Below are 21,290 nucleotides of genomic sequence, written 5' to 3' on the forward strand. Positions count from 1 at the left end.
GTTGAACCCACCGCGGCTTTTTTAGGATATCGCGCTCCTGCTTCAGAACCGCATTCTCCCGCCGCAGACGCTTCAGCTCGGCATGCAGATCAACCGGTGCCTCGCTTGGCTCACTGGCATCGCGTTCCTGCCCGAGCCAGCGCGTCAGCGTCGACAAGCCAATGCCCAGATCCTCCGCGATCTCCCGCCCCGGCCGACCGCTGGTCAGCGCCAGCCGCACCGCTTCACGCCGAAATTCCGGCTTCGGTCTGTTCCCGTTTCTCATAGAACACCTCATGGTTCCTCAGTTGGTGCTCTCCACATGTTCCGGGCAAGTCCAAGTCTCAGCGGAAATTAACAGCATCAGTATCATCAAGCTGGATCCGGCACTGCTGACGGCAGCGGAAGACTGCAATATGAGGCGTTCACTACTCCCGATCCAGCGCTCGATCATGCTCCTGCCGATCCATCAACCTGCGCTCCGCGTTCTCCGTCTCCCGCAGGGTCAAGCCGACAGTCACATACGACTTGGCCGCAGAGACGACGGCCCGCGCGATCCAGCGCCGTCGCTCCGGATCGGAGACATCCGCGGCAAGCGCCTCGGTGCGTCCACCGGCGAGCTCGGCCATGATCCCCGCGCCGTAGCGCCGTCGCAGTTCTTCGGCGAAGCGCTCGGCATGGGCATCCCCCCGGAATTCGATCCTGCCCTCCGTTTCCATGATTCCCGCTATCGCGTGCAGGGTCCGGACCAGGCGATCATTCGACTCCAGCCGCTCCTGCTCCCTTGCATGGTCGATCAGGGCCTCGGCTTTGGCGTAGAACCCGTCCAGCTGCCCGGAGACCTTCCCGGCCTGCTCGGGATCGCGTAGATCGAGCCGCCACCGGCCGGCGATGACGAAGAGATCGGTCCGGATCCAGTCGCGCTCTTCCCAGGCATTGGCCGCCCCGGTCTCCAGCCGCCTGGCAATGGTCTCCGGGTTCAGCCCGGCCCCAGAGGCCGCAGCCAATATGCCATCACGCAGCTCGCCGGCGGCGCCCGGACGCAGCCGAACCATCTCGCCACCCCGGCGAAGGTTCTCCTCCTCGAGGGCAATGCCATAGATCTCCGATTGCGGACGCTGGCGCAGCAGCTCTGCACCGCGGGCATCGCCTAAGGCTCGTGCAATGTCCTCTGCATAGCCGTGGAGTTCTTCCCGCAGCGTCTTGCGCTCCGCCGCCGACATCTGGCGGATCTTCTGCTCCGTCGCGGCCATCCAGCCATTGAAGTGCCGCTCCAGATCGGCGCGCTCGGCATCCGCCTCGAGGACCGGGAAGGGGCGGATCACCCCGCCCCGCCGCAATACGGCCTGGGCCTCGGTGATCCGTGGCGAGATTTCCGGGAGCTCCGTCAGCGCCGCAACATATAACAGCCCACGCATGACCTCGGCCGAACGCGCGAATGTCGCCAGCGCATCCTCCAACGCCCGGCCCTCGCGCATCCGCTCCTCGGGCGCCCTGCCCTCCCGCCGCGCCCGCTCGATCTCCGCCCGGTTCGGGCCATAGGTCAGGATGCCCCGCTCGGCGCGCGAGGTCGCGTCGAGGCACACCCCCTCCTCGGCCGCGATCGCCACCATGCGCTCCTTCATCATGGCGAGGTTGAAGACATGATTCCTGGCCATGTAGAACCAACTGTCGTTTGCCAATCCCCGGTTGTTGGGCACGATATGGACATGGGGATGCGGCCGGTCGGTGTGCAGCGCCGCGACATAGGCCCATTCATCATCCTGGTGCTCGCCCGACTGGAACATCTCGAAGGCCCAGGCCTCGGCGATCAGCTGCGCCTTTTCCGGCCGGACATGGGCCGGAAAACTCATCAGCAGATGACTGGTATGGCCGTTCTTAGGCGTGCCGCGCCAGCCATCGACCCAGGTCTCCACGATCTCGCGGCGCTCCTCCGGCGCCAGCCCGCTGGCGTTCGGATCATGGGTGACGGCATTGCCGAAGATCGCGGTGGACTTCGAGAAAAGATAGCTCAACTGCCCGGAGAGTTCCTTCGCATTCGCGGTGCCGCCCTTGCCGATCCTCTTCAGGACCGCCGCATTGGAGCCGAGCGCGAAGCGCCAGAACTGCCCGGCTCTGGGAGAGAAGCTGAAGCCCTGCCGGACCTGCAGCCCGCCCCTGCCCCGGCCGCGCTGCGGCCGCAGGAGATCGATCTCGCCAAGGACGGCCTCGGCCATCCCGACAGGACGTGCGCCAAGCTTAACCATTGCACCCCTCCTCCCCGGCAAGGAAGGCTCGGAACAGCGCCCTGCCCTGCCGCCGCCGCTCGGCAACGACCTGACCCAGGAGGCTGCGCATGCCGGGCAACTCGTGCCGCAACTCATTTACGGCTTCCCATTGATCCCGCGCCAAGTCGATCCGGCCACGCTTGGCGGCCAGCGCGAGCTGGTTCACGCCGGTGCCGATCCGGTGCAGATCCTGCTGCAAAGCACTGAGATGCCCAGTATCCGTTTGGGAGAACTCTAGGAAACCAGACGCCATTCGGATCACCAAGCGCACCCCGTCCGACCGGGATCGAGCGCGGAGTTCCGAGCAGAGACCATCGTACGCTGTCAGTTCCTCCCCCGTCAGCCGGCAGGAGATCATACCCCCGGCCGAGGCCGTCCCTAGCTCGACACATGCCTTCCTGGAGGCGGTCGAACTTGAAACAGCCGGCGCGCTATCGGCAATTACGCACCCCTCTTTAGCGATTCCGTGGAGCTTCTTCATGATCGTGGCACCCGCTCATATATATGTTCCACACCCCATCACCTTCACTTATTACAGACAGGCACGGAAATCTCAACAACCATAGGGAGATTTTTTCTTTTAAAGAAAACTCCATACAGACTACGGAAACGCGCCCCAACAAGACCTCATATATCTTCGATCACAAGGCAGGCAGCGAGATCAGCTTTCGCAACGGAAGAACCCATCCCGACGAACGAAGTGAGGAATTCATACAACATGCTGATAAAAATACACTTTATACCCATTCGATCGGTGCTCTTCGCAACGCCCCACTCAGAGTAACGAGATGTGATTTAAGATTTCTCCTGCACGGAATCAGCATCCAGGGCTCGATTCATTCACAGACAATGCCAAAGATAAGAGAAAGGATTTCGGCGATCAGATAAAGACCGGAGAAGAGCGTCGGGGAAGATTCGGGGTTGAAGGTCGGAAACCGGAGATAAGAGAAAGGAGATCGGAGAAAAGATAAAAGAGAGCAGGGAGAGGCGAAGGGGATGCGATCTACGCTTTGTGATATGTGGCAGTCGGCCGGCGGAACCATGGAGGAACGATGCACGTCCAGTCAGCGGCACGGGAACCCGGAACGCTGTGGAAGTCATCGCAGGAGCCGGCACAGGGCAAGAGGTGTTGGCACTCTTCCTCGAACACCTCCCAGATTGTCCGGTGCGCCTATTAGGGATGGCGATGCAGCCGCTCTGGAGGCCGGCACCATCGGCGCTGGTCCTGATCTGGAATTCGTCGCCGCCGGTGGCGCCCATCTCGGCCCGGCCGGAAAAGCCGGTCTGGAACAGGAGGCTGGCGGTATCCCCCGCCGCCGCCTTGTTCAGCTTCAGCTGATGCCCCGCCCCGGCATGGTTCAGCAGCGTCGCCGGAGCGCTGACGGCCAGCCGGTTGACCGCATCCGGCGTGGCCGAGACCCCCAGCCGCGCCGTCAGCGGCCCCTCAGAGGGCGTCTTCCAGGTCAGCCCGTCGAAGACCGCCACCTGCCCCTCCGCCAGCACCTGCGCCTGCCAGCCCGGGCGGGGCTGGTGGAACTGCCAGCCCGCCGCCGTCATCACCGCCACCTGCCCCGCCCTGCCCGACCAGTCCAGCGTCGCCCCCGCCGGCACGATATGCCGGTCCCCCGGCACCGCCAGCGCCGGGAGGCATGGTCTGGCTGCGGTCGATCACCGCCAGCTGGACGAGGACATCCAGCGCCGCCAGCGCCTCGTTGTGGGTGACGTGCTTCTGCGCCTGGCTGGGCAGGATCAGGGGAAGCCCCAGGATGTCGGTATCGTCGGGCATATGCATCTCCGCGGGAAGGCCTTGGACGGCGCGACCCTAGGAAGAGGCATCTCAACACCGGGTAACCCGGCCGCACGCTGCCCGGCCGGCGGGCGCAACGCCCTTCAGGTCTCCACCACCCCGGCGGGCAGCCGCGCGCCGCGCGCCTCGGCCCGGGCCTCGGCCCAGGTGTTCAGGCTGATCGCTCCGATGATCAGCGCCCCGCCGGCCAGCACCCAAGGGTCCACCGCCTCGGAAAAGGCGAGGGCGCCGAGCGCGGTCGACCAGACGATCTGCAGGAAGCTGACCGGCTGCGTCACCGCCAGCGGCGCGGCCGAGAAGGCCCGCGTCATCGCGTAATGCCCGCCGGTCGCCAGCGCGGCGACCAGCCCCAGCCAGGCCAGTTGCGCCGGGCTGACCGGTTGCCAGACCCACAGCGCCAGCGGCAGAAGCCCCAGCGTCACCGAGACCGACATCACCGCCACCACCACCGAGGCCGGGGCCGCCGCCGCCAGCCGCTTGGCGACGATGTAGCTGGCGGCGAAGCACAGGGTGGCGGCGATCTGGGCCAGATGCCCCTCGGTCACCTCGCGGAAGCCCGGGCGCAGCACCAGCATCGCCCCCGCCAGCGCCGCGACGACCACCATCACCCGCCGCGGCCCGAAGCGCTCTCCCAGCATCAGCCCGGCGATCACCAGCACCAGCACCGGGTTCAGGAAGGCGATGGCCGACATCTCGGCCACCGGCACCCGCGCCATGGCGTGGAACCAGAACACCACCGCCGCCACATGCAAGAGGCCGCGCCAGCCGAACAGCCGCCAGACCGGCGCGGGCAGGCCCATCCGCAGCACCCGTGGCACCACCGGCAGGAAGAAGACCGCGCCGAAGGCGAAGCGGATGAAGGCCGACTGCGCCGCGGGCAGGTCGGTGCCGAGGTATTTGACCACCCCGTTCACGCCGACGAAACACAGGCCCGACAGCAGCATCCACAGGATGCCCGCCAGCGCCCGCCGTTTTCCCCGACCCGATTCCATCCGGCGACCAGAGCCGCCGGCTCAGGAAAAGGCAAGCCCCGCCGCAATCGCCCACATCACCAGCCCGACGCCGACCTCCAGCCAGACCCAGGCCCCCGGCCGGGCGAAGACCGGCGCCAACAGCCGCGCCCCGAAGCCGAGCGTCGAGAAGAACACCGCCGAGGCCGTCATCGCCCCCAGGGCGAAGGCCAGGCCGCGCCCCGGATATTGCGCCGAGATCGAGCCGAGCAGGACCACCGTGTCCAGCCAGACATGCGGATTGGCCCAGGTCAGCAGCAGGCAGGTCGCCAGCACCGCCTTCAGGCTGGCCGCCCTGCCCTCGGCCGGCCGCAGCGCCTCGCCGCCCTTCAGCGCCGCGAGGAAACGCAAGGCGCCATAGACCAGCAGGAAGGCCACGCCCGCCCAACGCATTGCCCCGGCCAGCCAGGGCACCGCCTGCGACACCGCGCCGAAGCCCGCCACCCCGGCGGCGATCAGCAAGGCATCCGACCCGGCGCAGACCGCAACCACGGCGCCCACATGCTCGCGCCGCAGCCCCTGCCGCAGCACGAAGGCATTCTGTGCCCCGATCGCCAGGATCAGGCTCAACCCGGTCAGGAACCCCGCCGCCGCCGCCTCGACCATCCGCCGCACTCCCTTGTGCCCGCGGCCCTGCTACCGGCAGGAAGGCTGGCATTCCAGTTAATCCTTTGCGCCCTGATTAAGTTCTTCTAATCTTCATCTTGGCCCAAATATCCTCGGGGGGTCCGGGGCGAAGCGCCCCCGGCGGCCAGCCACAAGCGAAAGCCCGTCATGTTCGATCCCGCCCAGCTCGCCGCCCTCGCCGCCATCCACCGCCGCGGCTCCTTCGAGGCCGCCGCGGCCGACCTCCACGTCACCCCCTCCGCCATCTCGCAACGGATCAAGGCGCTGGAAGAGGCGGCGGGCACCCTGCTCCTGACCCGCGGCCAGCCCTGCACCGCCACGCAGGCGGGCCTGCGGCTGGTCCGCCACCATGACGAGATCGCCCTGCTGACCCGGCAACTGGCCGAGGACCTGCCCGGCCTGGCCCCCGGCCCGGCCACGCTGCGCATCGCCGTCAACGCCGACAGCCTGGCCACCTGGGTGATCCCGGCGCTGGCCGCAACGGAAGACCTGCTCTTCCACCTCGTCATCGACGATCAAGAGGTCAGCCAGCACTGGCTGAAGCGGGGCGAGGTGGTGGCGGCGATCACCGCCCATCCCGGCCCGCTGCAGGGCTGCGACACGATCCCGCTGGGCAGCCTGCGCTACCGCGCCACCGCCAGCCCCGGCTTCAGGGCCCGCTGGTTCCCCGAGGGGCCTACCGCCGAAGCCTTGGCCCATGCCCCGGCACTGGTCTACTCGCCCGGAGACCCGCTGCAACACCGCTGGGTGCACAGGCTGACCGGCCGCACCCCCGCCTTCCCGGCGCATATGCTGGCCTCGTCGCAGGGCTTCGTCGATGCCGCCCTCGCCGGCCTCGGCTGGGCGATGAACCCCGAGCCGCTGGTCGCCCGGCACATCGCCGAAGGCCGCCTCATCGACCTCGCCCCCGACAGCCCGCTGGACGTGGCGCTGCACTGGCAGTTCACCCGCCTCGCCGCCCCCACGCTGGCGCCGCTGACCCGCGCCATAAGTACCGAGGCGGCACGGACCCTCGTCCCGCCCCCCTGATTTTCGTCGAAAATCAGCTTTACAGCTGCGCCGCGACCTCTTCCGGCACGTCGAAGTTGTGGGTGACGGTCTGCACGTCGTCGTCCTCTTCCAGCAGGTCGATCAGCTTCATCAGCTTGGTCGCCGTGTCCAGATCCACCTCGGTGCGCGACTGCGGCCGCCAGACCAGCTTGCTTTCGGTGGATTCCCCGAGCGACGCCTCCAGCGCCTCCGAGACTGCCGACAGGTCCTCGACCCGGCAATAGATCCAGTGGCCGTCCTCGTCGGACTCCACATCCTCCGCCCCGGCCTCGATCGCCGCCATCATCACCTCGTCGGCCGAGCCGGCGCCGACGGGATAGGAAATCTCGCCCAGCCGGTCGAAACCGTGGGACACCGAGCCGGTCTGGCCCAGGTTGCCGCCCGCCTTGGTGAAATAGCTGCGCACGTTCGATGCCGTGCGGTTCAGGTTGTCGGTCAGCGCCTCGACGATGATGGCGATGCCGCCGGCGCCGTAGCCTTCATAGCGGATTTCCGAATAATCCGCCGCGTCGCCCATCTGGGATTTCTTGATCGCCCGGTCGATCACGTCCTTCGGCATCGACTGCGCCTTGGCCGCCTTCACCGCCAGCCGCAGCCGCGGGTTCTTGTCGGGGTCCGGGTCGCCCATCTTGGCGGCCACGGTGATTTCCTTGGAAAGCTTCGAGAACATCTTCGAGCGGATGGCATCCTGCTTGCCCTTGCGGTGCTGGATGTTCGCCCATTTGGAATGGCCTGCCATGGGCCTACCTCTGCCGGTTATCTTCGGTGTGGCCGTCCTCTACACCGCCGCCCCGGCCAAGGGCAACCCCCGCCCCCGGGCACGCAACAGGAAGCGTCTCACCGCTCCGGCGGCGAGACGAAGACCTGATCGGTGCCGCCCGGGCCGGTGACCACCACCTCGGCCATCGGTGCCAGCACGCCCTCGCCGCCGAGCGCCAGCACCACGCCCTCGACCAGCTGGCGCAGGATGTTGGGATTGTCCTCCACCGTCACCGCATAGCCGTAGCCCGGCCCGCAGTTTTCCATCCGCCCGGCCGGCGCCGCCCGCCAGTCGACCGAGCAGCGGGTGCCGTCGGTCAGCACCAGCGTCAGCCTGGTGTCCGTCAGCCGCACCCTCTGCACCCCAGGCTCCGCGACGGGCGCGGCGCAGGCCGCCAGCGCCACCACGAACGGCAGGACCTTCCTCATCGCATCCTCCTCACAGCGGCCAGATCAGCGGGATCAGCGCGCTTGCCACCAGCATGGTCAGCAGGTTCAGCGGCAGCCCCACCCGGGTGAAGTCCGAGAACCTGTATCCCCCCGGCCCGTAGACCATCATGTTGGTCTGGTAGCCGATGGGGGTGGCGAAGGCCAGCGTGGCCGAGAACATCACCGCCACCGCGAAGGGCCGCGGATCGTATCCCAGCTGCTCGCCCAGGTGGATGGCGATGGGGGTGAAGATCACCGCCACCGCATTGTTCGACAGGAACTCGGTCAGCACCAGCCCGATGAAATAGACCCCGAGGATCAGCAGGAAGGGCGGCAGCCCGGCCAGGAAGGGCGCCACCGCATCGACGATCATCCCCACCGCGCCGGAGCGGTCCAGCCCCTCGCCCACCGCCAGCATGGCGAAGATCATCGCCAGCAGGCGGCCGTCGATGAACTCGAAAGCCTCGTCGCTGTCGACGCAGCGGGTGAACAGGATCACCGCCACCGCCAGGAAGGCCAGCGCCTGGATCGGCGCCAGGTCGAAGGCCGACAGCACCACGATGAAGACCAGCGCGGCGATGGCGATCGGAGCCTTGGCGCGGCGGAACGGCTTGACCGAGGGGCGCGAGATGTCCACCAGGTCCATGTCGGCGGCCAGCTTCTGGATGTCCTCGATATTGCCTTCCAGCAGCAGGGTGTCGCCCACCCGCACCGTCAGGTCGTCCAGCTGCCGGCCGATGTTCTGGTTCCTGCGGTGCGCCGCCAGCACATAGACGCCGTAGCGCCGGCGCAGCCGCAGGTCGCCCAGCCGCTGCCCCTCCATCCGGCAGCCGGGGCCGATCAGCACCTCCACCGTCTCGGTCTTGACCGAGTAGAGCTTGTCGACCAGATGCACCTCGCTGCGGCGGTCGAATTCCAGCAGGTCCTGCATCTCGGCCCGCAGGACCACCCGGTCGCCCGGTTCCAGCCGCACCGGGGCGAGGTCGCGCCGCAGCGAGGCATCGCCGCGCAGCACGTCGATCAGCCGCACCCCGTCGCGGCGGAACAGGTCCACCTCCGTGGGCGACTGGCCGATCAGCGGGCTGCCTTCGGGGATCGCCACCTCGGTGAAGTATTTCATCTTCTTGCGGTCCGACAGCAGCACCCCCATCGACTGCCGCACCGGCAGCAGCCTGCCGCCGAACAGCGCCAGATAGGCCCCGCCCGCCAGCGCCACCGCGATGCCGAGCGGCGCGATCTCGAACAGGCCGAAATGCTCCAGCCCCTGCTTGGCCGCCACGCCGTCCACCAGGATGTTGGTCGAGGTGCCGATCAGCGTGATCATCCCCCCGAGGATCGTCATGTAGCTGAGCGGGATCAACAGCTTCGAGGGCGCCGAGCCGATCCTGACCGCGATCTGAATGACGACCGGGATCATCACCGCCACCAGCGGCGTGTTGTTCATGAAGGCCGAGGCGACCGAGACGAAGACGAACAGCACCACGATGGTCAGCTTCGGCCTTTCGCCGACATGCCGCTCGGCCGCGGCGATGATCATCTCCACCGCCCCGGTCCGCACCAGCCCGCCCATCACCAGGAACATCAGCGCGATGGTCCAGGGGGCCGAGTTCGACAGCACCGCGGTGGCGTCCTGCAGCGGCAGGATGCCCAGAAACATCATCACCGCCGCCCCGCCGATGGCGGTGACCTCGACGGGCATAAGCTCCAGCATGAACAGGGCGAACATCGCCGCCAGAAGGGCCAGCGACACCCAGGGCATCGCCTCTGCCGGAAGGATCAGGCCGAACATGTTTCCCCCGCTCCTGCTGCGGCGACCGGCACGGCCGCCGCCCGCCGCCGCGGCTGCACCAGCGCCACCCCGGCCAGCATCGCCGCCATCGCCAGCCAGACCAGGGGCGAGAACCGCTCTCCCAGCAGCAGCATCGCCCAGACCATCCCCGCCGCCGTGGTCAGGTAGCTGGACTGCGAGGCGAAGACCGACCCGGCCGAGGCCGCCAGCCAGACATAGGTGGCGTAAAGCAGCGCATGGAGCGCCGAGGACATCGCCAGCGCCGCATCGTCCCGGCCGAAGGGCGTGGGCCAGTAGAACTGCCCCGTGGCCAGCGTGATCGGCAGCACCAGCACCAGCCCGGCCAGGCAGGCCCCGAACATCGCCTGCAACCCGTCCATCCCCCTTGTGCCGGTGCGGGCGACATAGGTCGCCTCCAGCGCGTAGAACAGCGGCCCGATCATTGCGACCGGCAGGAAGGCCAGCATCGCCGCCTCCGGCAGCCCGGCCCCCGGCGCGGCGATCAGCAGGACGCCGCAAAGGCCGAGCAGCAGCCCCGCCAGCCGCCGCAGCGAGAAGCGGTCCATCCCCAGTGCCAGCGCCAGCGGAAAGGCGATCATCGGCACGGTGGAGATCAGCAGCGACATGATCCCCGCCGGCAGCCGCGCCACCGAGATGTAGAAGGTCGCATTGGGGATCACCGTGCCCAGCACCGCGACGATGACATAGAAGCGCAGCGCCTCGCGGCTGAGCTTCAGCCCCTTGCGCCGCACCAGCGCGACAAGACCCAGCACGATCACGCAGACCACCTGCTGCCAGAGGATCAGCCCGAACGGCCCGTGCCCGCCGCTGGTGGCGATCTTGCCCAAGGGCTGGGTCGAGCCCCAGCCGATGCCCAGCCACAGCAGGACCGGCAGGAACACCCAGCGGCTGCCGGTCAAGGTGCCGCTCAAGGTGCGGCCTCCATCAGCCGCCCGCCCTGCCGCACCATGGCGACGCGGGTGGCCAAGCCGGTGCGGTCGTCGGTCTCGACGAAGACACCGCAGAGCGTGGCCTCACCGCCCGCCGGCTCGAACCGCGCCTTCGACATGCCGGTGACGAAGCGGCGCATCGGCTCCAGCTTCTCCATCCCGATGACCGAGTCGTAGTCGCCGCACATGCCGGCGTCGGTCAGATAAGCGGTGCCGCCCTTCAGGATCTGCGCATCGCCGGTGGGCACATGGGTATGAGTGCCGACGACAAGGCTCGCCTGCCCGTCGCACCAATGCGCCATCCCCATTTTCTCGGAGGTGGCCTCTGCATGGACATCGACGATGGCCGCCTGCACCGCGGCGCCCAGCCTATGCGCCTTCAGCACCGGCTCGATGGCGGAAAACGGGTCGTCGAAAGGCTGCTTCATGAACACCCGCCCCAGCACCTGCGCCACCAGCACCTTGCGGCCGCCGGGCGCGTCATAGACCCGCGCGCCCTTGCCCGGCGCCAGTTTCGAGTAATTCACCGGCCGCAGGATCCGCGGCTCTTCCTCCAGCAGCGGCACGATGTCCTTCTGGTCGAAGGCATGGTCGCCCAGCGTCACCACGTCCGCCCCCGCCGCCAGCAGGCCGCGCGCATGTTCCGCCGAAAGCCCCATGCCGCCGGTGGCGTTCTCGCCGTTGACCACGACGAAATCCAGCCCCCAGGCCGTGCGCAGCGCAGGCAGCCGCTCGGCCACCGCACGGCGGCCGGTCTTGCCCATCACATCGCCCAGGAACAATAGCCTCATGCGCTCCGATTAGGCCCCCGGCCCGGTTCCCGCAAGCCCCGACAGAAGGCGCGGACCATTCGGGCCCTCCGCCGGAGATGAATATTCTCCCCGCCCCCCTCGGGCCACCGGGGCCGCGCCGGAAATCCCCCGCCGCCCTTTGCAATCGCCCCGCCTGGGCCCTACCTTCCCGCCATGGTCCCGCTTCCCGCCCCCCTCTCCCGCTGGTTCGCCGCGCAAGCCTGGGCGCTGCATCCCCACCAACAGGCGATGCTGGAGCGCGCCTCCGCCGCCTCCACCCTGCTGATCGCGCCCACCGGCGGCGGCAAGACGCTTGCAGGATTCCTGCCGACGCTTGCCGAACTGGCGCAGAATCCCGCCCCCGGCTTGCACACGCTCTACATTTCGCCGCTGAAAGCCCTGACCGCCGACATCCGCCGCAACCTGCGCCGCCCGATCGAAGGCGCGGGCCTGGCGATAAGGGTCGAGGACCGCACCGGCGACACCTCCGCCACCGCCCGCAAGCGCCAGCGCGCCGATCCGCCGCATATCCTGCTGACCACGCCGGAAAGCCTGGCGCTGCTGCTCAGCTACGAGGACGCAGGGAAAGTCTTCGGCGGCCTGCAACGGGTGATCGTCGACGAACTCCATGCGCTGGCCGAGTCGAAGCGCGGCGACCAGTTGACCCTGCTGCTCGCCCGGCTACAGAGCCTTTCCCCCGGCCTCCGCCGCGCCGGCCTCTCCGCCACGGTCGAGGACCCGCCCGCGCTGGCCCGCTTCCTCGCCCCCGGCACGCAGGTGCTTCTGGCCGATCCCGGCCCCGATCCCGACATTTCCATGCTGGAGACCCCGCAGGCGCCGCCCTGGTCCGGCGGTGGCGGCCGCCATGCGATCCCGGAAATCCTGAAGCAGATCAAGGCCCACCGGACCACATTGATCTTCCACAACACCCGCGCCCAGGCCGAGCTGTTCTTCCACGACCTCTGGCTGTCGAACGACGAGGGCCTGCCCATCGGCATCCACCACGGCTCGCTCGCCCGCGAACAGCGCGAGAAGGTGGAGGCCGCGATGGCCGAGGGCCGGCTGCGCGCCGTGGTCTGCACCGGCTCGCTGGACCTCGGCATCGACTGGGGCGATGTCGATCTGGTGATCCAGGTCGGCGCGCCGAAGAACGTCAAGCGACTGGTGCAGCGGATCGGCCGCGCCAACCACCGCTACAACGCGCCGTCGAAGGCGCTGCTGGTCCCCGCCAACCGCTTCGAGGTGGTGGAATGCCGGGCCGCTCTCGATGCCGTCCGCGACCGCACGCTGGACGGCGAACCGCGCGGCCCCGGCTCCCGCGACGTGCTGTGCCTGCACATCCTGATGACCGCCTGCGCCGGCCCCTTCGATCCCGATGCGCTCTACCGGGAGATCGCCACCGCCGGCCCCTACCACGACATCTCGCGGCTGGACTTCGACCGCACGCTGGATTTCGTGGCGACCGGCGGCTACGCGCTCCGCGCCTACGACCGCTGGCAAAGGCTGAAGCAGACCGGCCCGCTCTGGCACCTGCGCGATCCGCGCACGGCGGCGGTGATCCGCCAGAACCTCGGCACCATCGTCGACAGCGAGATGATGAAGGTCCGCCTGCGCGGCCGCGGCCAGCCGCTCGGCGAGGTCGAGGAATCCTTCGCCTCCTCGCTGACCCCCGGCGACACCTTCCTGATGGCCGGCCAGATCGTCCGCTACGAGGGGCTGAACGAACTGACCGTCGAGGTCACCCGCTCCGCCGCGAAGGATCCGCGCGTCGCCGTCTATTCGGGCACCAAATTCGCCACCTCCACCCTGCTGGCCGACCGTATCCTGCAGATCTTCCAGCAGGAGGACTGGCCTGGCCTGCCCGCCCACACCGCCGGCTGGCTGGCGCTGCAACGGCAGGTCTCCCGCCTGCCCGACCGCGATTCGCTCTTGCTGGAAAGCTTCCCGCACGAAGGGCGCGAGCATCTCTGCATCTACGGCTTCGCCGGGCGCAACGCCCAGCAGACCCTCGGCCTGCTGGTGACGAAACAGATGGAGGAACAGGGGCTCGACCCGCTCGGCTTCGTCGCCACCGACTACGCCACGCTGATCTGGGGCCTTTCCCCCGTCACCGACCCTGCCCCGCTGTTCGAGGTGGAAACCCTGCGGCAGGGGCTGGAGACCTGGCTTTCCTCCAACGCCCTGATGAAGCGCACCTTCCGCAACGTCGCCATCGTCGCCGGCCTGATCGAGCGCAGCCACCACGGCCGCCGCAAGACCGGGCGGCAGGCCACGTTTTCCTCCGACATCCTCTACGACACCCTGCGCCGCTACGACCCCGGCCACCTGCTGCTGCAGATCACCAGGGACGAGGCGATGCGCGGCCTGATCGACTTCTCGCGGATCGAGGGCCTGCTGGCCCGCACCGAAGGCCGCATCGACCTGCGCCGCCTGGACCGGGTGACGCCGCTTTCCGCGCCGCTGTTCCTGGAGCCCAGCAAGGTGCCGATCGAGGGGCAGGCCCGCGAAAAGCTTGCAGATGCGGCGGCGAAAGCGCTTATGCAGGCGGCAGGACTTGTCTGAATCATGCATTTCGCCCTGACCCTCGGCCCCGAGACCCTGCACGCCCTGCCCTCCGGCGCGCTGCACTGGCCCGCCCGCCGCCTGCTGGCGGTCAGCGACCTGCATCTCGGCAAATCCGCCCGTCTCGCCCGCCGCGCCGGGGCGCTGCTGCCGCCCTACGAAACCCGCGCCACTTTGGAGCGACTGGATGCCGACATCGCCGCCACCGCCCCCGCGACGGTGATCTGCCTCGGCGACAGTTTCGACGACCTCGCCGCCGCCGACAGTCTGGACGAGGGGGACGCCTTGTGGCTGACCCGGCTGATGGCCGGGCGGGAGTGGATCTGGGTCGAAGGCAACCACGATCCCGGCCCGCTGTCGCTGGGCGGCAGCCACCGGGCCGAAGTCGGCTTCGGCGCGCTGACCTTCCGGCACATCGCCGACCCGGCGGAAATGTTCGAGATTTCAGGCCATTACCACCCGAAGGCCCGGCTGGCCGGACAGGGAAAACCCTGTTTCCTGGCCGATGCGCGGCGGCTGATCCTGCCGGCCTACGGCGCCTATACCGGCGGGCTTTGGTGCGAGGACCCCACCCTTTCCGGCCTGATGCAGCCCGGCGCCCTTGCGATCCTGACCGGAGCAAGGGCGCGGGCGATCCCGATGCCGCGTTAGGCCGTCAGCCCCTTCGGTTCTTCCAGCCCGTTGGCGCGGCAGCAGGCGGTCAGGGTATTGGCCAGCAGGCAGGCGATGGTCATCGGCCCCACCCCGCCCGGCACCGGGGTGATCGCCCCGGCCACCTTGGCCGCGCTTTCGTAATGCACGTCGCCGACCAGCTTGGCCTTGCCGTCGCGCTCGATCCGGTTGATGCCCACGTCGATCACGGTGGCCCCCGGCCGCACCATCTCGCCGGTGATCATCTCCGGCCGGCCCACGGCGGCGACCAGGATGTCGGCCCGCTTGCAGACCTCGGCCAGGTCCTTCGTGCGCGAATGCGCGATGGTCACGGTGCAGCTGTCGCCCAGCAGCAGTTGCGCCATCGGCTTGCCGACGATGTTCGACCGCCCCACCACCACGGCATTCAGCCCCGAGAGCGAGCCGTGATGGTCGCGCAGCATCATCAGGCAGCCGAGCGGCGTGCAGGGCACCATCGACTTCTGCCCGGTCCCCAACAGCCCCACGTTCGAGATGTGGAATCCGTCCACATCCTTCGCCGGCTCGATCCGGTTGATCACCAGTTCCGAGTTCAGGTGAGCAGGCAGCGGCAACTGCACCAGAATCCCGTGGACTTTCGGATCGGCGTTCAGCTGGTCGATCAGCGCCAGCAGCTCGGCCTCGGACGTCGTGGCCGGCAGACGATGTTCGAAAGAGGCCATTCCGACCTCGACGGTCGAGGCGTGCTTGTTGCGCACATAGACCTGGCTGGCCGGGTCCTCGCCCACCAGCACCACGGCGAGACCCGGCTGGATGCCCTTCTCGTCCTTCAGCTTCGTCACATGGGCCGCCACCTGCGCCCGCACATTGGCCGCAAAGGCCTTGCCGTCGATCACCTTGGCCGTCATCCGATCCTCCTTCAGACCGCGGCCGCAAAGGCGGCGCGGTAATGGTCCATCTGCATCCGTGTCGCCAGAACGGCGTTGTTCATCAGGATCGCCACCGTGACCGGGCCGACCCCGCCGGGCACCGGGGTGATCCAGCCCGCCACCTCGGCGCAGCTGGCGAAATCGGCGTCGCCTACGGTCTTGCCGTCGACCCGGTTGATGCCGATGTCGATCAGCGCCGCCCCGGGTTTCAGCATCTCGCCCCGCACCAGCCCGGGCTTGCCGACGGCGACGAAGACCGCATCGGCGGCGCGGCTGTGCACCGCCACCTGCCGGGTCATGTGGTGGCAGACGGTGACGGTGGCGCCCAGGCCCATCATCAGGAAGGCGATCGGCTTGCCGACGATCTCGGAATGGCCGATCACGCAGACATCCAGCCCTTCCATCTTCAGGGGCAGCGTCTTCAGGATCTCCACCGCCGCTACTGCGGTGCAGGGGCCGAGGGTCAGGTCGTTGTAGACGATGTTGCCGATGGACGAGGGATGCATCCCCTCGACATCCTTCAGCGGATGCACCGCCTTCTGCAGCGATTTCACCGGGATATGCGAAGGCAAGGGGCGCTGGATGATGACGCCGTTCACCCGCGGGTCGGCGTTCAGGCCCTGGATGACGCCGGTCAGCTGCTCCAGCGAAATCGCCTCGGGGTAGTTGCGGGCCTCGAAGGCCACACCCGCGGCCTCGGCCGAGCGCTGCTGGTTGCGGACATACAATTCCGCCGCCGCCACGTCGCCGACCGAGATCGACACCAGCCGCGGCGCCCATCCGGCCTCGGCCAGCCTTTCGGCCTCGGCGCGGGTCTCCGCGCGCATCCGGGCCGCGATGGCCTTGCCGTCGATCAGCGTGGCACTCATCTGCCGCTTCGTCCCTTCCTCAGCCCCGCCGCAGCGAATCCGGCCCCAGCCGGCTTTCCTCGCGGGCGATGGACCAGTCGATCAGCCGCCGCCACAGCTTTTCCACCAGATCGGGCGGCAGGCCGTAGGTCTCGGCATGGCGGCGGACGTTCTGCACCACCTGCTCCACCCGGTCGTCGATCCTGGCCGGCAGGTCCACCTCCGCCTTGATCTCGGCCGCCCGGTCGATATAGCCCGCCCTTTCGGCGAAAAGCCGGACGAGATCCTCGTCCAGCCGGTCGATCTCGGCCCGGATATGGGCCATGGTCGTGCAATCCTCGGGCTTGCGCATCTGTCGTTCTCCTGTCCGGGCCGCCCCCAGATAAGGCGGCGGCCCGGGAAGGACAATGCGGCGCCTTAGAACAGGCCCTCGACCTGGCCGGCGTCGTTCAGCCGGATCACTTCCGCGCTCGGCACCTTGGGCAGGCCCGGCATGGTCATGATCTCGCCGCAGATCACCACGATGAAGCCGGCACCGGCCGAAAGCCGCACTTCGCGGATCGGGATGGTGTGGCCGGTCGGCGCGCCGCGCAGGTTCGGGTCGGTCGAGAAGGAATACTGGGTCTTCGCCATGCAGACCGGCAGGTTGCCGTAGCCCGCGGCCTCCCAAGCCTTCAACTGGTCGCGCACCGACTTGTCGGCGATCACCTCGTCGGCATGGTAGATGCGCTTGGCGATGGTCTCGACCTTCTGGAACAGGCCCATCTCGTCGGGGTAGAGCGGCGCGAAGTTGGCGGTGCCGCCCTCGGCCAGCTTGACCACGGTATGGGCGAGGTCCTCGACCCCGGCCGAGCCGTTGGCCCAGTGCTTGCACAGCACCGCCTCGGCGCCCTGTTCGGCGACATAGGCCTTGACCGCCGCCACTTCGGCATCGGTGTCGCTGTAGAAGTGGTTGATCGCAACCACCACCGGCACGCCGAAGCCCTTCACGTTGGCGATGTGGCGGCCGAGGTTCGGGCAGCCCTTCTTCACGGCTTCCACGTTCTCGGTGCCCAGGTCGGCCTTGGCGACGCCGCCGTTCATCTTCATCGCGCGGACGGTGGCCACGATCACCGCCGCCGCCGGCTTCAGCCCGGCCTTGCGGCACTTGATGTCGAAGAACTTCTCGGCGCCCAGGTCGGCACCGAAGCCGGCCTCGGTCACCACGTATTCGCCCAGCTTCAGCGCGGTCTTGGTGGCGATGACGCTATTGCAGCCGTGGGCGATGTTGGCGAAGGGGCCGCCGTGGACGAAGGCCGGGTTGTTTTCCAGCGTCTGCACCAGGTTCGGCTGCATCGCGTCCTTCAACAGCACGGTCATCGCGCCGTCAGCCTTGATGTCGCGGCAGTAGACCGGCTTCTTGTCGCGGGTATAGGCGACCACGATGTCGCCCAGCCGCTTCTGCAGGTCTTCCAGGTCCTTCGACAGGCAGAGGATCGCCATGACTTCCGAAGCCACGGTGATGTCGAAGCCGGTCTGGCGCGGGAAGCCGTTCGAGACGCCGCCCAGGTTCACCACGATGTCGCGGAGCGCGCGGTCGTTCATGTCCATCACCCGGCGCCACACCACGCGGCGGGCGTCGATGTTCAGGTCGTTGCCCCAGTAGATGTGGTTGTCGATCATCGCCGACAGCAGGTTGTGGGCCGAGGTGATCGCATGGAAGTCGCCGGTGAAGTGGAGGTTCATCTCCTCCATCGGCACGACCTGGGCCATGCCGCCGCCCGCGGCGCCGCCCTTCATGCCGAAGTTCGGGCCGAGCGAGGCCTCGCGGATGCAGATCACCGCCTTCTTGCCGATGCGGTTCAGCCCGTCGCCCAGGCCCACGGTGGTGGTGGTCTTGCCTTCGCCCGCCGGCGTCGGGTTGATCGCGGTGACGAGGATCAGCTTGCCGTCGGGCTTGCCTTCCAGCGACTTGATGAACTCCTGGCTGACCTTGGCCTTGTCATGGCCGTAGGGCAGCAGGTGTTCGGCCGGGATGCCCAGCTTGGCGCCGATCTCCATGATCGGCTTCTTCTTCGCTTCGCGCGCAATCTCGATGTCGGTCTTGAAGGCCATGTGCGTCTCCCACGGGCGGCTGGCGTGCCGGATATTCCATTAGCGACGTGATAGCGGTGGACATCGGTATGCAACGGCCGGTTTGCGACATGAAAGCCGCAAAATTCGCCAGCCGCTGTGTCCGGCCCGGAATTGGGGGATTTCAGGGGAAAACTTTCCCCCGCCGTCACTCCGCCGCCAGCCCGCGGGCGTCGTCCAGACAGACCCAGGGGCGCTGGTCCGGGACATGCAGCCGCAGCACGTCGCCCAGCCGCAGCAGGCCCTCGCGTTCCACCCAGGCCGTCACCCCGCGCTTGCCCATGGCCGCGGTCTTGAAGGTCTTGCCCCGGCCGCCGGTGGCCTTGGCGATCGTCACCGCAGGCTCCTGGCAGGGATGGTTGATCATGTCCACCACCAGCGTCACCCCGTCCGGCCCCTGCAACCGGCTGGAGGGCGGGACATGGGTGAAATCCGGTATCCCCTCCAGCACCAGCGAGGCGCCGACCCAGGCGTGGTTCCACTCGGCCGCCAACCCCAAGTCGGCGGCGACCTCGGCCATCTCCTCGGCGCTGACGAGGCACAACTGGCGGGTGTTGCGGATGGGGGTGCCGCGCGGATGCTGCGCCAGCACGCGCGAGCAGGAGGGCCGGGTCTCGCCGCCGTGGCTTTCGCGGGCATAGCCGGCGAAGGTCAGCGGCATCTCGGTGACGGGCACCGAGGTGATCACCAGGTTCTCGACCGGCACCTCCTGCGTGCCCATCCAGACCACGCGGGCGGTGAAATCGGTGGGTTTCAGGGCGATCGGCATGTCAGGGCCTCGTCAGGATCAGGAACAGGCGGCGGAAGGGGAACAGCGCCCCGCCATCCTCCAGCCGCGGATAGGCGCTGTCCAGCGCCTCGTCGTAGCGGGCGGTGAACCGCGCCGCCTCCTCGGCGGTCAGCCGGTCGAGGAAGGGGCGCATGGCGGTGGAGGCGGTGAAGGCGCGGACCGGGTGGCCCTCGGCCGCGGGGCCGAGCGGTTGCAGATATTCCGTCTCCCAGACCGACAGCGCGCCGAGGGGCGCCAGCAGCGCCCAGTATTCCGAGGGCGTGGCGACCGGCGGGCGGTAGCCGGCGAAGTCGAAGCGGTCGGGGAACATCGCTTGGGCGATGTCGCGCAGGAAGCGGTGCGAGGGCGCCATGTGGTTGACCGGCATCTGCACCGCCAGCGTGCCGCCCGGCGCCAGCAGCCCGGCCAGCCGCGGCAGCAGCGCATCATGGTCCGGCAACCAGTGCAGCGCGGCGTTGGAGAAGACCAGCGCCGGCGGCGCCCCCGGCCGCCAGTCCGCAATGTCGGCCAGCGTCTTCGCCGCATAGCCCGCCGCCTGCTCCAGCATCGCGGGCGAGGCATCCACCCCCACCAGCCGCCGCCCGGGAAAGCGCGCCGCCAGCGGCCCCGCCGCCGCGCCGTCGCCGCAGCCGAGATCGACCGCATCGCCCGGAGGCAGATCGGGCACCTGCGCCAGCAGGTCCAGCGCCGGCCGCAGCCGCAAGCCGCGGAAGGCGGCATAGGCCGCCGGATTCCAGTCTACAGCCATTTCTTCCACCGGAAGATCAGGAAGGGCACCAGCGCCGAGACCGCCATCGCCAGCAGCGCCAGCGGATAGCCCCAGGGCCAGTGCAGTTCCGGCATCACGTCGAAGTTCATCCCGTAGATGCTGGCGATCAGCGTCGGCGGCAGGAAGACGAAGGCCACCACCGAGAAGATCTTGATCACGTCGGCCTGACGGATGTTGATCACCCCCAGCGTGGCGTCCAGCTGGAAGGTGATCTTGCGCTCGTGCTTCTCCGCCGCCTCCAGCAGCGAGCGGATGTCGCGCCCCAGCACCTTCAGCCGGCCCTTGTCGGCCTTGTCGGCCTTCGCCTCGCCGCCCGCCAGCGCCAGATAGGTCCCCAGCCGCGCCAGCGTGGTCAGGCTTTCGTCCACCTTGCCGTTCAGGTCCTCGGCCCGGCCGATCCGCTGCATCAGCGCCGAAAGCACCTGCATCCGGCCCGAGGGCCGGTGCGCCTCGAAGATCGCGCGGGTGGTGGCGTCCAGCTTGCGGCCCTCGCCCTCCAGGATGTCGGCCAGCCGGTCGACGATGGTCTCCATCAGCGCCATCAGCGTGGTCATGCCGGAGGTGCAGCCCAGGGGATGCGCCTCGGCCCGCTTGGCGAAATAGGCGATGGAGCCGGGGGCGTGGTAGCGCACCGTCACCAGCCGCGGCCCGGCGACGACGAAGGTCACCGGCGCCAGTTCCGGCTCGCGCCCCTCGGGCGAGGCCACGACCTGCGCGGTCAGGTAAAGCGCGCCGTCCTCGGCATAGGCGCGGGAGGAGGATTCGATCTCCTCCATGTCCTCGCGGGTGGGGATGTTCAGGCCGAGCGCCGCCTCCACCGCCTTTTCCTCGGCGGCGGAAGGGGCGTGCAGGTCGATCCAGACCACGCCCGCCAGCGGCTCCAGCGCCGCGCCCGAGGCCGCCAGCCGCCCTCCGGCTTCCCGATAGACCGTGATCATCCCACCCCCGCCCGCGGCTTCGCCGCCAACCTAGGCCGGATCGGGGGGGCCGGGCAACGGGGGGCGGCGGGACGCGCGGGGAACCCGCCGGGCCTGAGGTAGGGTGGGGCTCCGCCCCACCATCCCCGACCGGCCCGGGCGGGAGAAGGCGAGGCACTGCCTCGCCCCGCCCGTGCGCGGCGGCTGCAACCGGAAACGGCTGTGGCACGAGACCCCGAGAGGCCAGCGTCCGCCCGGGCGGGCGAGAAGCGCCC

Annotated in this window: 20 protein-coding genes and 2 pseudogenes; 3 read left to right on the top strand and 19 right to left on the bottom strand. The window is 68.6% G+C overall.

Annotated elements, in window-relative coordinates:
- Positions 1-16 precede the first annotated feature (16 nt).
- The 7 genes and pseudogenes from G5B31_RS03465 to G5B31_RS03490 all read right to left on the bottom strand — a co-directional run.
- Positions 17-265, bottom strand: a pseudogene (locus G5B31_RS03465) (transposase); the annotation flags it as partial.
- A gap of 142 nt (positions 266-407) precedes the next feature.
- Complete coding sequence (locus G5B31_RS03470) at positions 408-2,225, bottom strand: relaxase/mobilization nuclease domain-containing protein (protein ID WP_165013847.1); 1,818 nt, start codon at positions 2,223-2,225, stop codon at positions 408-410.
- Positions 2,218-2,499, bottom strand: coding sequence for a hypothetical protein (locus G5B31_RS03475; protein WP_165013849.1), 282 nt, complete (start codon positions 2,497-2,499; stop codon positions 2,218-2,220). The genes G5B31_RS03470 and G5B31_RS03475 overlap by 8 nt, the downstream gene beginning before the upstream one ends.
- A 587-nt stretch (positions 2,500-3,086) precedes the next feature.
- Entirely contained in the window at positions 3,087-3,878 is a 792-nt protein-coding gene (locus tag G5B31_RS03480; protein ID WP_346763874.1) for a DUF2793 domain-containing protein, read from the bottom strand.
- A 4-nt stretch (positions 3,879-3,882) separates the two neighbouring features.
- Positions 3,883-4,038 (bottom strand): annotated as a pseudogene (locus G5B31_RS21490) (DUF2793 domain-containing protein); the annotation flags it as partial.
- A gap of 98 nt (positions 4,039-4,136) precedes the next feature.
- Entirely contained in the window at positions 4,137-5,045 is a 909-nt protein-coding gene (locus G5B31_RS03485; RefSeq protein ID WP_240904280.1) for a DMT family transporter, read from the bottom strand.
- Positions 5,046-5,066: 21 nt separating this feature from the next.
- Positions 5,067-5,669, bottom strand: a complete 603-nt coding sequence (locus tag G5B31_RS03490; RefSeq protein WP_165013851.1) for a LysE/ArgO family amino acid transporter — start codon at positions 5,667-5,669, stop codon at positions 5,067-5,069.
- Positions 5,670-5,837: 168 nt separating this feature from the next.
- Here G5B31_RS03490 and G5B31_RS03495 point away from each other — a divergent pair, with 168 nt between their 5' ends.
- Complete coding sequence (locus tag G5B31_RS03495) at positions 5,838-6,719, top strand: LysR family transcriptional regulator ArgP (RefSeq protein ID WP_165013853.1); 882 nt, start codon at positions 5,838-5,840, stop codon at positions 6,717-6,719.
- Between the two features lie 19 nt (positions 6,720-6,738).
- Here G5B31_RS03495 and G5B31_RS03500 read toward each other — a convergent pair whose 3' ends face one another.
- From G5B31_RS03500 to G5B31_RS03520, 5 genes are all read right to left on the bottom strand, one after another.
- Positions 6,739-7,479, bottom strand: a complete 741-nt coding sequence (locus G5B31_RS03500) for a YebC/PmpR family DNA-binding transcriptional regulator (RefSeq protein WP_165013855.1) — start codon at positions 7,477-7,479, stop codon at positions 6,739-6,741.
- Positions 7,480-7,577: 98 nt separating this feature from the next.
- Positions 7,578-7,928 (bottom strand): hypothetical protein, encoded by a 351-nt coding sequence (locus G5B31_RS03505; protein ID WP_165013857.1) that lies wholly within the window; start codon positions 7,926-7,928, stop codon positions 7,578-7,580.
- Positions 7,929-7,938: 10 nt separating this feature from the next.
- Entirely contained in the window at positions 7,939-9,717 is a 1,779-nt protein-coding gene (locus G5B31_RS03510; protein ID WP_165013859.1) for an SLC13 family permease, read from the bottom strand.
- Positions 9,705-10,649 (bottom strand): DMT family transporter, encoded by a 945-nt coding sequence (locus G5B31_RS03515; RefSeq protein WP_240904281.1) that lies wholly within the window; start codon positions 10,647-10,649, stop codon positions 9,705-9,707. The genes G5B31_RS03510 and G5B31_RS03515 overlap by 13 nt, the downstream gene beginning before the upstream one ends.
- Positions 10,646-11,458, bottom strand: a complete 813-nt coding sequence (locus tag G5B31_RS03520) for a TIGR00282 family metallophosphoesterase (protein WP_165013861.1) — start codon at positions 11,456-11,458, stop codon at positions 10,646-10,648. Before G5B31_RS03520 ends, G5B31_RS03515 begins: the two co-directional genes overlap by 4 nt.
- Before the next feature lie 174 nt (positions 11,459-11,632).
- On the opposite strand from G5B31_RS03520, the gene G5B31_RS03525 reads away from it, so the two are divergent.
- Positions 11,633-14,020: a ligase-associated DNA damage response DEXH box helicase gene (locus G5B31_RS03525; RefSeq protein WP_165013864.1), complete on the top strand. Its 2,388-nt coding sequence runs from the start codon at positions 11,633-11,635 to the stop codon at positions 14,018-14,020.
- A 3-nt stretch (positions 14,021-14,023) separates the two neighbouring features.
- Positions 14,024-14,671 carry a ligase-associated DNA damage response endonuclease PdeM gene (gene pdeM, locus G5B31_RS03530; protein WP_165013866.1) on the top strand — a complete coding sequence of 216 codons (648 nt, stop codon included), beginning with the start codon at positions 14,024-14,026 and terminating at the stop codon, positions 14,669-14,671.
- Here pdeM and folD read toward each other — a convergent pair.
- From folD to G5B31_RS03565, 7 genes are all read right to left on the bottom strand, one after another.
- A complete protein-coding gene (gene folD, locus G5B31_RS03535) occupies positions 14,668-15,558 on the bottom strand; it encodes a bifunctional methylenetetrahydrofolate dehydrogenase/methenyltetrahydrofolate cyclohydrolase FolD (RefSeq protein ID WP_165013868.1) in 891 nt (296 codons plus the stop codon). The two genes, pdeM and folD, sit on opposite strands and share 4 nt — an antisense overlap.
- An 11-nt stretch (positions 15,559-15,569) precedes the next feature.
- Positions 15,570-16,448, bottom strand: coding sequence for a bifunctional 5,10-methylenetetrahydrofolate dehydrogenase/5,10-methenyltetrahydrofolate cyclohydrolase (locus G5B31_RS03540; RefSeq protein WP_165013870.1), 879 nt, complete (start codon positions 16,446-16,448; stop codon positions 15,570-15,572).
- Positions 16,449-16,467: 19 nt separating this feature from the next.
- On the bottom strand, positions 16,468-16,779 hold the full coding sequence (locus G5B31_RS03545) for a chorismate mutase (RefSeq protein WP_165013872.1): 312 nt from the start codon (positions 16,777-16,779) through the stop codon (positions 16,468-16,470).
- 65 nt (positions 16,780-16,844) lie between these two features.
- Positions 16,845-18,521, bottom strand: coding sequence for a formate--tetrahydrofolate ligase (locus tag G5B31_RS03550; RefSeq protein WP_165013875.1), 1,677 nt, complete (start codon positions 18,519-18,521; stop codon positions 16,845-16,847).
- Between the two features lie 166 nt (positions 18,522-18,687).
- Complete coding sequence (locus tag G5B31_RS03555) at positions 18,688-19,308, bottom strand: MOSC domain-containing protein (RefSeq protein ID WP_165013877.1); 621 nt, start codon at positions 19,306-19,308, stop codon at positions 18,688-18,690.
- A gap of 1 nt (position 19,309) precedes the next feature.
- Complete coding sequence (locus tag G5B31_RS03560) at positions 19,310-20,077, bottom strand: methyltransferase (protein ID WP_165013879.1); 768 nt, start codon at positions 20,075-20,077, stop codon at positions 19,310-19,312.
- Positions 20,068-21,036, bottom strand: a complete 969-nt coding sequence (locus tag G5B31_RS03565; protein WP_165013881.1) for a magnesium transporter CorA family protein — start codon at positions 21,034-21,036, stop codon at positions 20,068-20,070. The genes G5B31_RS03560 and G5B31_RS03565 overlap by 10 nt, the downstream gene beginning before the upstream one ends.
- Between the last annotated feature and the right edge of the window lie 254 nt (positions 21,037-21,290).

Origin of the sequence: Rhodobacter sp. SGA-6-6 (assembly GCF_011043545.1) — a bacterium.
Lineage (GTDB): Bacteria > Pseudomonadota > Alphaproteobacteria > Rhodobacterales > Rhodobacteraceae > Pseudogemmobacter.

Bases quoted from the DNA above. Each gene is read 5' to 3' on its own strand.
- G5B31_RS03470 (WP_165013847.1), bottom strand. From the start codon at position 2,225: ATGGTTAAGCTTGGCGCACGTCCTGTCGGGATGGCCGAGGCCGTCCTT.
- G5B31_RS03475 (WP_165013849.1), bottom strand. From the start codon at position 2,499: ATGGCGTCTGGTTTCCTAGAGTTCTCCCAAACGGATACTGGGCATCTC.
- G5B31_RS03485 (WP_240904280.1), bottom strand. From the start codon at position 5,045: ATGGAATCGGGTCGGGGAAAACGGCGGGCGCTGGCGGGCATCCTGTGG.
- G5B31_RS03490 (WP_165013851.1), bottom strand. From the start codon at position 5,669: ATGGTCGAGGCGGCGGCGGCGGGGTTCCTGACCGGGTTGAGCCTGATC.
- G5B31_RS03495 (WP_165013853.1), top strand. From the start codon at position 5,838: ATGTTCGATCCCGCCCAGCTCGCCGCCCTCGCCGCCATCCACCGCCGC.
- G5B31_RS03500 (WP_165013855.1), bottom strand. From the start codon at position 7,479: ATGGCAGGCCATTCCAAATGGGCGAACATCCAGCACCGCAAGGGCAAG.
- G5B31_RS03505 (WP_165013857.1), bottom strand. From the start codon at position 7,928: ATGAGGAAGGTCCTGCCGTTCGTGGTGGCGCTGGCGGCCTGCGCCGCG.
- G5B31_RS03510 (WP_165013859.1), bottom strand. From the start codon at position 9,717: ATGTTCGGCCTGATCCTTCCGGCAGAGGCGATGCCCTGGGTGTCGCTG.
- G5B31_RS03520 (WP_165013861.1), bottom strand. From the start codon at position 11,458: ATGAGGCTATTGTTCCTGGGCGATGTGATGGGCAAGACCGGCCGCCGT.
- G5B31_RS03525 (WP_165013864.1), top strand. From the start codon at position 11,633: ATGGTCCCGCTTCCCGCCCCCCTCTCCCGCTGGTTCGCCGCGCAAGCC.
- pdeM (WP_165013866.1), top strand. From the start codon at position 14,024: ATGCATTTCGCCCTGACCCTCGGCCCCGAGACCCTGCACGCCCTGCCC.
- folD (WP_165013868.1), bottom strand. From the start codon at position 15,558: ATGACGGCCAAGGTGATCGACGGCAAGGCCTTTGCGGCCAATGTGCGG.
- G5B31_RS03540 (WP_165013870.1), bottom strand. From the start codon at position 16,448: ATGAGTGCCACGCTGATCGACGGCAAGGCCATCGCGGCCCGGATGCGC.
- G5B31_RS03545 (WP_165013872.1), bottom strand. From the start codon at position 16,779: ATGCGCAAGCCCGAGGATTGCACGACCATGGCCCATATCCGGGCCGAG.
- G5B31_RS03550 (WP_165013875.1), bottom strand. From the start codon at position 18,521: ATGGCCTTCAAGACCGACATCGAGATTGCGCGCGAAGCGAAGAAGAAG.
- G5B31_RS03555 (WP_165013877.1), bottom strand. From the start codon at position 19,308: ATGCCGATCGCCCTGAAACCCACCGATTTCACCGCCCGCGTGGTCTGG.
- G5B31_RS03560 (WP_165013879.1), bottom strand. From the start codon at position 20,077: ATGGCTGTAGACTGGAATCCGGCGGCCTATGCCGCCTTCCGCGGCTTG.
- G5B31_RS03565 (WP_165013881.1), bottom strand. From the start codon at position 21,036: ATGATCACGGTCTATCGGGAAGCCGGAGGGCGGCTGGCGGCCTCGGGC.